The organism is Pseudomaricurvus sp. (assembly GCF_965662505.1).
In the GTDB taxonomy this organism is placed as follows: domain Bacteria; phylum Pseudomonadota; class Gammaproteobacteria; order Pseudomonadales; family Cellvibrionaceae; genus Pseudomaricurvus.
The window spans coordinates 1-10726 of record NZ_CBFIHX010000115.1 but is presented as its reverse complement, the minus strand read 5'-3'; the positions used below and the strand labels follow the sequence as shown (position 1 = coordinate 10726).

Here is a 10726-nt window from a genome sequence, read left to right as displayed (position 1 = left end):
ATGCTCGCCATAACAGCCAGCAGCACCTGTGCGGTACAAATGTTTGACGTCGCCTTTTCGCGACGAATGTGTTGTTCACGGGTTTGCAGTGCCAGACGCAACGCAGGATTGCCCTGACTGTCGATGGAGCTGCCCACCAAACGACCCGGCAACGAACGCTTGTAGGCTTCTTTGGTGGCCATGTAGGCAGCGTGTGGACCACCGTAACCGAGAGGCACACCAAAACGCTGCGAAGAACCGATGGCCACATCGGCGCCCAGCTCGCCCGGCGACGTCAGCAACGTCAGCGCCAGAATGTCAGCCGCCATAGCCACCAATCCTTTGTGGGCGTGAACAGCATCGATCACATCGCGGTAGTCATTAATCTGACCGCTAACGCCGGGGTACTGCAACAGCACGCCGAAGACATCGTCCGCGGGTAAATCGGTTTTAGGATTGCCGACGATCACCTGAATGTTCAGTGGCTCTGCGCGGGTTTGGATCACATCCAGCGTTTGCGGCATGCAGTCCTGATCCACAAAGAAGTTCATGGATTTGGATTTCGACATGCGCTGACACAGAGTCATGGCTTCTGCGGCGGCGGTGGCTTCATCCAGCATGGAGGCGTTGGCCAGTTCCATTCCGGAGAGATCGCAGATCATGGTTTGGTAATTCAGCAGCGCTTCCAGACGGCCCTGGGAAATCTCTGGCTGATAAGGCGTATAGGCCGTGTACCAAGCCGGATTTTCCATGACGTTGCGCAGGATCACTTTCGGGGTGTGAGTGTTGTAGTAACCCTGACCAATAAACGAACGCAGCACCTGATTGTTCTCGGCCACGGCCTTCATCATTTTTAAGGCTTCGGTTTCGCTGACAGCCTCGTCCAGCGCCAGAGGGTTAGGCAGGCGAATATTGCCTGGGATCACGGCACCGATAAAATCGGCCAGGGAATCGTAGCCCAGAGCGTTGAGCATGGTTTGCTGATCGTTTACGCCAGGACCGATGTGGCGGGATTCAAAATTGGCTGGGTTACTCATAGTCTCACTCGGTGTGTTTGTATGTGTATGTAAATACGTTTACTGAATTCTGTTTGTCACTGCGTTTCTGAACTTCGTCATCGCGAGCATAGCGAAGCGATCCATGTCTGGCAGGGGCTGCATACAGCGTGCAAACAATGGGTTGATAATGGACTGGCTCGTAATGATGCAGTTCATACCATAGACAGACGACCAAGTAATTCCAGCGACATTGAGCCAACAGGAAACTTTATGGCCTTTATGAAAATGACATCCCCGCACACCACCCGTGCGGGCGATACCGGCGACGTGATGAAGCAAGTCATTCTTGCCTGCGTGCCCGGCCTGATTATGCTCAGTTATTTCTTCGGTCCCGGCACTCTGATTAACGTCATTCTCGCCTCCGCCACCGCTGTGGCCTGTGAAGCCGGAATTCTAAAATTGCGCAACCGCCCGATTGGCTTCTTCCTAAAAGATTACAGTGCGGTCGTCACTGGCGTCTTACTGGGTTTGGCGCTGCCGCCTTATTGTCCTTGGTGGATTGTGGTGGTCGGTACCGCCTCTGCCATCGTTCTGGCCAAACATTTATACGGCGGCATGGGATATAACCCGTTCAATCCCGCCTTGGTGGGATATGTCATTTTGCTGATTTCTTTTCCGGTAGAAATGACACAATGGGCCATTCCGCGCACCATGCTGGAAGATGGACAAAACCTGCTGGGTCCCTTGGCCGCTTTGCAACATGTGTTCTTAGGTACAGGTTCAGTTGATGCATTCACAGGTGCGACACCGCTGGATGTATTCAAACATAACGATTCCCAACTCGTTGAGCACCTCTACACCACCGAGCCCATCTTCTCCACAGCTCGCTGGGCTGGCGCAGGCTGGGAGTGGGTCAACCTCGGCTTCCTACTCGGCGGTGCTTATCTGCTGTATCGCAAAATTTTTACCTGGCACACCCCTGTCAGCATGCTGGCTACGATCTTTATTCTCTCTCTTGCCTTTTACGATGGCGGCAGCTCTCACAGTGGTGGCTCACCGTACTTCCACCTGCTATCGGGTGCGACCATGCTGGGTGCATTTTTTATCGCGACGGATCCAGTATCATCAGCGGTCAGCACCAAAGGCAGGCTCTTTTATGGCGCTGGTATCGGCATTCTGGTCTATGTTATCCGCGTGTGGGGCAACTACCCGGATGCTGTCGCGTTTGCGGTTCTCCTGATGAACTTCGCCGCACCGTTTATTGATTATTACACCCTGCCGCGCACCTATGGCCACGGCAAGCCTCGTCGCGCGACAGAGAAAAAGGACTAACCATGCTGGGTCTCTCAATCAGTAAAAACAGCCTTCTGCTGGGCCTGTTTGCTCTCATCACCGCAGCGATTCTGGCAGGCACCCAAGCCGGCACCCGCGACCGAATTGCCGCAGCTGAACGTGAAGCTGCACAGAAAGCCTTGCTGGAAATTGTCCCTCTCGAGCGCCATAACAATGACTTGCTGGTTGATACTGTCGATATCGATCCGCAATACTGGCCGCTTCTGGGTTTGAAAAATGGCGGCGAAGTGAACATTGCGCGAGATCACGACACCCCTGTAGCGGCGATCATTCCGGCGGTCGCACCTGACGGTTACAGCGGTGATATCAAACTGATTATCGGTGTCAACGCCGACGGATCGGTGGCTGGCGTCCGCATCCTTGCTCACAACGAAACGCCCGGGTTGGGCGACAAAGTGGATTTGAAAAAAAGTGACTGGGTATTAGGCTTTAATGGAAAATCTCTATCCAACCCTGCTGTCGATCAATGGGCAGTGAAAAAAGACGGTGGCGAATTTGATCAGTTTACTGGCGCCACCATCACTCCCAGAGCGGTGGTAAAACAGGTGAAGAAAGCCCTGCAATATTTTGCCCAAGCCGATCCTCTGGAGATCAAATCGGATTCGCAAGCTGCTGAAAACGCAGCAAACTGAGTAATACGATCATGAGTACGACAAACTACAAAGAAATCACCAACAACGGGTTATGGAAAAATAACCCCGCGCTGGTTCAGTTGCTGGGGCTGTGTCCTCTACTGGCAGTGAGCGGCAGCGTCGTTAATGCCTTGGGACTGGGGCTGGCCACCATACTGGTTCTGGTTGGCTCCAACATCGCCGTGTCGATCATCCGGAAAACCGTGAGTGATGCGGTACGTCTGCCAGTGTTTGTGATGATTATTGCCTCTTTCACCACCTGCACCGAACTGCTGATGAAGGCCTACACTTTTGAGCTGTATCAGATTCTTGGGATCTTCATTCCACTGATCGTTACCAACTGCGCCATCCTCGGTCGCGCCGATGCCTTTGCCAGTAAAAACAATGTGTTCGCCTCGGCCATTGACGGCCTTATGATGGGAGTGGGCTTTGCTCTGGTACTGGTCGCTGTTGGGGCCATCCGTGAGATTCTCGGTCACGGCACCCTGCTGGCCGACATGAACCTGCTACTGGGGCCGATGGCTGAACACTGGAAACTCACACTGTTCAATAACTACCCCGGCTTTCTGGTTGCCATCCTGCCACCTGGAGCGTTTATCGTCACTGGCTTTTTGATTGCGATTAAAAATCTGATTGATGCTGAAATAGAAAGACGCGAGAAAGCCAAGAAGACTGCACCCGTGGTTAAAGGCAGCAAGCGTGTCAGAACCACAGGCACGATCACTTAAGACCTTGAGCCTATCATTTGCCGTGTAGATAATCGGTCTTCGCGGCCATGACAAAATCATTCCGGTGCAGCCCCTGGATGGTGTGAGTCCACCAGATCACGGTGGTCTTGCCCCACTCCACCAGCAACGCCGGATGGTGATTCGCCCCTTCGGCCAGCTCACCGACGGCATTGGCAAAATCCAGCGCCTGATTAAAATCCTTGAAGGGAAACACCTTTTCCAGTTGATTCACGCCCTCCCTCTTTATCACCGACCAACCAGCCAATTGCTGCAGTAACTCCTGCTGATCCTGCTCCAGTACTTGTGGTGCGTCTGCTCTGCAGGCTGTACACGCTTCTCCGGCGAGTGATGTCATAGTATCCTCCAAAACGATGCTTACCCTCAGTGTAGTTCAATACGAACAGCTCAATAGGGCATAAAAAAACCGGGCACTGCCCGGTTAGATTGCGGATAAAGTTAAGTTCGTCATTGCGAGCCGAAGGCGCGGCCATCCATGTCAGGCACTCACGCTCACTACATAGTGCTAAAAATGGATTGCCGCGTCGCTATCGCTCCTCGCAATGACGATATTCAGTTTATCAGTAGGATCAAAGAGCGATATCAGCTTTAGACGTACGTTTCACTAGAACTTACTGAACTTCAATCGCACCTTCTTCAATTTTCGCCTGCCAGATCTGCGGGCCAGTCTGGTGAACAGATTCACCATTCACGTCCACAGCAACCGTCACAGGCATGTCTTTGATGGTGAATTCGTAGATGGCTTCCATACCCAGATCTTCAAAGCCCACCACTTTCGAGGCTTTAATGGCTTTGGATACCAGATACGCAGAACCACCCACAGCCATCAGATACACGGCTTTGTTGTCTTTAATCGCTTCAATCGCCATTACACCGCGCTCGGCTTTACCCACCATGCCGATCAGGCCGGTTTCTTCCAGCATGGTACGGGTGAACTTGTCCATACGGGTTGCCGTGGTCGGGCCAGCAGGGCCTACAACTTCGCCTTCAATCGGATCAACAGGTCCCACGTAGTAAATCATACGGTTGGTGAAATCCACTGGCAGCTCTTCGCCTTTGGCGATCATATCCACCATGCGTTTGTGAGCGGCATCGCGACCTGTCAGTAACTTACCGGACAGCAAAATCGTTTCGCCTGGCTGCCATTCGGCGACATCCGCTTTGGTGATTTCATCCAGATTCACACGGCGGGCATTGCCCACTTCCCAGGTAATTTCTGGCCAGTCGTCCAGGCTCGGAGGTGTTTGCAGTGATGGACCGGAACCGTCCAGAGTAAACTTGCACAAGCGAGTCGCGGCACAGTTTGGAATGATCGCAATCGGCTTATTGGCCGCGTGCGTCGGACAATCTTTCACTTTGACATCCAACACGGTGGTCAAACCACCCAGACCTTGAGCACCGATGCCCAGGTTGTTCACTTTTTCCATCAGTTCCAGACGCAGCTCTTCGGAACGGTTGCTGGCACCGCGCGCTTGCAGATCCTGAATGTCGATCGGATCCAGCAGAGCTTCTTTCGCCATGGCCATAGCTTTATCAGCCGTACCACCAATACCAATACCGAGAATGCCAGGAGGACACCAGCCCGCACCCATAGTCGGCAGTACGTTTAACACCCAATCAACCACGGAGTCGGAAGGGTTCAACATGGCAAATTTGGTTTTCGCTTCAGAGCCGCCGCCCTTGGCTACAACGTGAACATCAACCTTATCACCAGGCACCATTTTGTAGGTGATCATGGCAGGCGTGTTATCGCCGGTGTTTTTACGAGCACCGTCCGGATCCGCCAGTACTGAGGCACGCAGTTTGTTATCCGGATGGTTGTAAGCGCGGCTGACGCCTTCGTTGATCATCTCTTCGATGCTGCAATCGGTATCCCACTGAACGTTCATACCGATTTTCATGATGACGCTGACAATACCCGTATCCTGACAAATCGGGCGGTGGCCTTCGGCACACATGCGAGAATTGATCAGAATTTGAGCCATCGCATCCTTGGCGGCTGGGCTGGCTTCGCGCTCGTACGCAGCATTCATGGCCTGGATAAAATCTTTCGGGTGGTAGTAGGAAATGAACTGAAGCGCATCGGTGATGCTGTCAATCAGGTCGTCTTTACGAATTACCGTAGTCATCGGCTACATCTCTCACTCAGGTTGTCAGAATCGAAGGACTGTTGGCGTCCCTATCACGGTTAGAGGCCGATTTTACACCAGCCGGGCGTGTTTGTCCGGCCACCTTTCCCCTTCAGACAAAAATCAGGTCGTACATTATTCCCACAAACTAGCAGATGTAGAGCAAATAACGCACAGCGCCTTGCATTCACAAGGAGGCATTCTAGACTTAACTCTGACAACCAATGGATATTAGGGTGTTTTTCGCTCAATGATGTTTGCGATCCAATGACACGTTCGGCTGAAGACCGACAACCTCAGACTTACCCTCCGGGTATCTCACCCGGCCAAGACCCGACTCCCTCTAAAAAAGATACTTTTCTAAAAGACACTTTTCAAAAAAGCATCTTCCGCAGCCTTCATCGCTCTGCCCCCGTCACAGAAGACGAGCCAACCAATAAACTCGTTTATCTATATCCATTCCAAGACCAACAAATTCGACAAAAACCTTTCTGCATAAAACCATTACTGGAGAAAACACCATGGCGACTCTGATTGAGCCCTGCCCGTTTTGCGACAGCGGGCATCTGCACATCAGCCATCACCTGCTATCCCATTCCGTCACCTGTCAGACTTGTAAATCAACCGGTCCCCACCGGAGGCACTTGGAAGACGCCCTGCTGGAATGGAATCACACCTCCAAACTACTTCGCAGTGCCCGCACGGCCGCCAATGTGCAGGTGCATGGTCGTTTGCATGAATTGGAGGACGCTGTGAGAAACCTGGCCAGCGCTTTGAGGTATGGGCCTGTTAAAAATACCGACACTGCAACGCTGGACGCAAAACTGGAATTGGAACACTGACGCGAGGCAATGACGGAACCTTAACCTGTCGCTCGCCCAGAACCTGTCGAAGAACCTTAGCTCGGAGGATACATCCTTCGACAAGCTCAGGATGAACGGATATCGAGGACGGTCGGGATAAGAAACACGTTCGCTCTGAGCCTGTCGAAGAGCCTTCTGAGCCTGTCAAAGAACCTTGGCCCGGGAGATACATCTTTCGACAAACTCAGGATGAACGGTGCCTCGCTATGACGCACCTGCGATTTTACTAAAGTCCAGGATTAAGCTGACGCTTCAAATCAAGAATGTCCCGATTCACCGTCCGTCGGTAAGCATCAATGGCTTCAATCGCGTCTTCATTGCGCTTCACTCTGCGAGCCAGATCGGTCTTCAGCTGCTGCATTTGCGAGTCGACTTTATTGGCTTTATCGATCAACTCACGCATTTGTTTCTTCTGGCTGTCGGTTGCATCAGACAACACATTCAACTGTTCACCCTGTAACGAGATATTGTCACTGAGCGCTTTCCAGTTACTTTCCTGAGATTTTGCCAGTTTATTTGCCGAAGCAGCCGCACTGGACGCACTCTTGGCCGACTTCTCGACAGAGGCCAACTGCGCCTTATTATCCGCAATGCCTTTTTTATTCACATTGCGGGTATCCCAAAGCTTGCGAATTTCACTTTCTGCGGTATCCAGTTGCTTGCGAGTCTCACGCAGATTGGCCTGCAGTGTAGTCACCGACTGGGTAGACTCATCATCAGACAGAGCCAGGCGCTGTTCCAGCTCTTCGATACGTTTTTCGGCACCACTGGCCTGATGTTGCACCTTGACCAACTGCCAATAAGAAAACCCCGCCAAACCCAAACCGGTCAGGGCCAGAATCAAGGCAAAAGGCACCAAAGGGGATTTTGCCTGTCCGCGGGATGAAGACACGGGTGCAGGACGACGAGACGATCCATGATGCGAATCACCTCTCCCTAATGCTTCCTGAGCGGAAGATTTCGGGGTGGATTTGGTAGAGTTTGACGACGGAGAACTGGACGGTGATACCGCGGGTTCTTCACGGGTGGAGCCCAAACCGGATAAGGTCGGTTCCTTGCGATCAACGGTCATTCTATTCCTCAAAGCGATCAGCTAAATATCAAACGGGGGGTAAAATAACACTCAGCCCCCTGAAACGGTGGTTATCTTAAAAACACCGAGGCTATATCAAAGACACCGTGGTTATATCAAAGGCCTGACTATATTGACATCCCAAACCTCAAAAATGACGATGGACGCTGAAAAAAATCCCATATTCCGAAAAAGCCGGGCTAAGCCCGGCTTTGTTCAGTCGCTGTACAGAGATACCTGCAAGCCAATTACACGTAGACTAACAGTGCAGCCATCACCAAGGCCAGCGCAATACTGCAGTGAATCACACCCACCACAGAGGCCAGCGGCCCTTGCTTGCCGGCAATTCCGTTAACTTCGAGAGCAGCGATTATGGCCAAAACCACCCATAAGCCTGTGGATCCAGAAGCATTCAAGCCGTAGCCACCACCCAGCCCCTGAAAGTGCGGGCCCGCCATCATGAAAAAGACCAGTGGCGCCGAAAACAGCGTATTGGTCCGGGAGGCCAGTAGCGCTTTGCCGGCAGCCTTCGGGCCATCACCTTCAACCATTCCCAGAGCAATTTTCTGGTTCGGCCAGATAATCAGCCAGACATTCAGAAACATCAACGTGCCCATGGTCGCGCCAGCAACAATGTAAGCGTTGAAGGAGCCGTAGGACATTTTGACGCCGACGAGCAACAGTACACCGGTGATAAAGGTAAACATCGCCCCCCAGCGAAACCACCAGAGTGCTTCCGGAGCCAGTTTTTCCTTGGCGTCTTTCAAGCCTTCAGGTGTGGCTTTCTTGAAGTAGCCCCCCTGAATAAAATTGAAGTAATACAGCAATCCGATCCAGGTAATCCCGAACAATACGTGCAACCAACGAAAGATAAAATCCATTAAAGCCATGATTCACTCCTTAAACGGTGAGTCGTTATTATTGTGTCTTGAGCCTGCCGGCTCGTTTACGCAAAAAAAGAGGGCTAAAAGCCCTCTTTTCGCTAACACTGCCAGCTGTCACATATTCGCTACATGACCGGGCAGTTTAACCTGACTGCTTACGCAGAAAAGTTAGCGTTAACAAAGTCCCAGTTCACCAGTGCCCAGAAGGCATTCATGTAGTTAGGACGAGCGTTGCGGTAATCAATGTAATACGCATGCTCCCAAAGGTCTACAGTCAGAATGGGGGTAACGCTCTCGTCAGTCAGAGGCGTAGCAGCATTACTGGTGTTAACGATGGCTACGGAACCGTCGGCTTTTTTCACCAACCAGGTCCAGGAAGAACCAAAGTTGTTAACAGCTGAAGCGGTGAACTCTTCTTTGAACTTGTCAAAAGAACCAAACGCAGCGTTGATGGCTTCAGCCACAGCGCCAGTCGCTTCGCCACCACCGTTAGGGCTCAGGCAGTTCCAGTAGAAGGTGTGGTTCCAGATTTGGGCAGAGTTATTGAATACACCGCCGGTGGAAGTTTTGATGATCTCTTCCAGGCTTTTGCCTTCGAACTCAGTGCCCGGAATCATACCATTCAGTTTGTCCACGTAGGTTTTGTGGTGCTTGCCGTAGTGGTACTCAAGAGTCTCAGCGGAGATGTGCGGCGCTAAAGCATCTTGTGCGTAAGGCAATGCTGGCAATTCGATAGACATAGATCTCTTCCTTTTATATCGGTTAACTCACGGTAAGTTGTTTTCGTCACCAGTGTCGACAGAAAACCTATTCTGACAAGTCTCTGTGACGAAGCAATGATCTGACCATTGACCTGCTTTATCAGTCTCATTGATTTTGTTTATTCGGATCTAGTGAATACACCTGTGACTGACGCCTGATTCCTGTTGTCGACCTAATCTGTTCGACAGACGGCACCATAAAGTGGCATTCACACGTTTCTCGGCTCGCTCAGCGCGGTCAATAACCCTTCAAAAACAAGGGATTAGCGAAACCAGACCCGAATAAAAACTGCAGTCATTTTAAAGCCTTAAAGACTAAATAAGAAGGCAACAGGTAGAATTAATCAAGACGAGGCCTCACAAATCCAGTGACGATCCCGTAAATCCATCATAGTCGGCGATTAACATTACTGCATCATCGACAGGGCAAAATAATCTCGACGGCAAGGCCAACCGTAATGCCCTCCTGAATCTGGTTATGCAGTCGAATCTCACCGCCGTGGCTGGTGATGATTTGTCGCGCGATCGATAACCCCAAACCCATCCCGCCGGTGTTTCGGCTTCGTGACTCCTCCACCCGAACAAACGGTTCAAACACCGAAGCCTGATGGCTTAGAGGTATCCCCGGGCCTGAATCACAAACTTCGATCACCACATTATTATCTCGTCGCTGTACCGATACTCGCGCATGTTCACCATACTTCACGGCGTTTTCGATGACGTTACGCAGTGCACGTTTAAGACTGACCGGACGCACGTCCAGCACCATTTTATCGGCCTCGGCAAAACGGACATCCATCCCCAAGTCGCATAAATCATCACACATACTGTCCAATAACGCCGTCAGGTCTACCGCTCTGGTGGCTTCAACATCTCCCGACTGACGGACAAAGTCCAGAGAGGCCTCTGACATTTGCTGCATTTCATCCAGGCTGGCCAACAGCTTGTCTCTCTCGTCGCTGGGCGCCATAAGCTCCAGGCGCAAGCGCATGCTGGTCATGGGAGTACGCAGATCGTGGGACAGAGCCGCTAACATACGGGTGCGGTCTGAGACATAGCGCTGTATCCGGTCATTCATGCGATTAAAGGCAATCAGCGTTTCGCGGACATCCAGAGGGCCTTCCTCTTTCAGTGGAGACACGTCTTTCCCTCTGCCCAAATCATTGGCCGCGCGAGCCAGAAAGGATAAAGGCCGGGTAATTTTTCGCAGCTGCCAGAACACCACCAGCAGCACTAAAATACTCGCCACAACCACAAAGGTCAGCGTATGACGGGCCGCCAGAGGAGAAAAATCCGGAGCAGCCATCTG

11 protein-coding genes are annotated in these 10726 nt (G+C 51.8%); 4 read left to right on the top strand and 7 right to left on the bottom strand.

Features of this window, described 5'->3' with window-relative positions:
• The coding region (locus ACTG33_RS13870; RefSeq protein ID WP_439135820.1) for a glycine dehydrogenase at positions 1-1016 on the bottom strand (1016 nt) is incomplete at its 3' end.
• A gap of 231 nt (positions 1017-1247) precedes the next feature.
• Between ACTG33_RS13870 and rsxD the strand changes: the two genes are divergently transcribed.
• Genes rsxD through ACTG33_RS13855 form a run of 3 tightly spaced genes read left to right on the top strand, consistent with a single transcriptional unit; the run spans position 1248 to position 3690 of the window.
• Positions 1248-2309 carry an electron transport complex subunit RsxD gene (rsxD, locus tag ACTG33_RS13865; protein WP_439135819.1) on the top strand — a complete coding sequence of 354 codons (1062 nt, stop codon included), beginning with the start codon at positions 1248-1250 and terminating at the stop codon, positions 2307-2309.
• A gap of 2 nt (positions 2310-2311) precedes the next feature.
• Positions 2312-2962: an electron transport complex subunit RsxG gene (gene rsxG / locus ACTG33_RS13860; RefSeq protein ID WP_439135818.1), complete on the top strand. Its 651-nt coding sequence runs from the start codon at positions 2312-2314 to the stop codon at positions 2960-2962.
• Positions 2963-2973: 11 nt separating this feature from the next.
• Positions 2974-3690, top strand: a complete 717-nt coding sequence (locus ACTG33_RS13855) for an electron transport complex subunit E (protein ID WP_439135817.1) — start codon at positions 2974-2976, stop codon at positions 3688-3690.
• A gap of 13 nt (positions 3691-3703) precedes the next feature.
• Here the strand turns inward: ACTG33_RS13855 and ACTG33_RS13850 are convergent, their stop codons facing one another.
• Together ACTG33_RS13850 and ACTG33_RS13845 are read right to left on the bottom strand one after the other, a co-directional pair.
• Positions 3704-4045 carry a 4a-hydroxytetrahydrobiopterin dehydratase gene (locus ACTG33_RS13850; protein ID WP_439135816.1) on the bottom strand — a complete coding sequence of 114 codons (342 nt, stop codon included), beginning with the start codon at positions 4043-4045 and terminating at the stop codon, positions 3704-3706.
• A gap of 274 nt (positions 4046-4319) precedes the next feature.
• Complete coding sequence (locus ACTG33_RS13845) at positions 4320-5837, bottom strand: fumarate hydratase (protein ID WP_439135815.1); 1518 nt, start codon at positions 5835-5837, stop codon at positions 4320-4322.
• 521 nt (positions 5838-6358) lie between these two features.
• Between ACTG33_RS13845 and ACTG33_RS13840 the strand changes: the two genes are divergently transcribed.
• A complete protein-coding gene (locus tag ACTG33_RS13840) occupies positions 6359-6679 on the top strand; it encodes a Lar family restriction alleviation protein (protein ID WP_439135814.1) in 321 nt (106 codons plus the stop codon).
• Between the two features lie 247 nt (positions 6680-6926).
• On the opposite strand, the gene ACTG33_RS13835 is transcribed toward ACTG33_RS13840, so the two are convergent.
• From ACTG33_RS13835 to ACTG33_RS13820, 4 genes are all read right to left on the bottom strand, one after another.
• Complete coding sequence (locus tag ACTG33_RS13835; RefSeq protein WP_439135813.1) at positions 6927-7772, bottom strand: hypothetical protein; 846 nt, start codon at positions 7770-7772, stop codon at positions 6927-6929.
• A 248-nt stretch (positions 7773-8020) separates the two neighbouring features.
• Positions 8021-8662 carry a urate hydroxylase PuuD gene (locus ACTG33_RS13830; RefSeq protein WP_439135812.1) on the bottom strand — a complete coding sequence of 214 codons (642 nt, stop codon included), beginning with the start codon at positions 8660-8662 and terminating at the stop codon, positions 8021-8023.
• A gap of 149 nt (positions 8663-8811) precedes the next feature.
• The gene (sodB, locus tag ACTG33_RS13825) at positions 8812-9396 is read right to left on the bottom strand and encodes a superoxide dismutase [Fe] (protein ID WP_439135811.1); all 585 of its coding nucleotides are present in this window, start codon (positions 9394-9396) and stop codon (positions 8812-8814) included.
• Between the two features lie 436 nt (positions 9397-9832).
• Positions 9833-10726, bottom strand: an 894-nt coding sequence (locus ACTG33_RS13820) for an ATP-binding protein (protein WP_439135810.1), incomplete at its 5' end; no start/stop codon positions are given.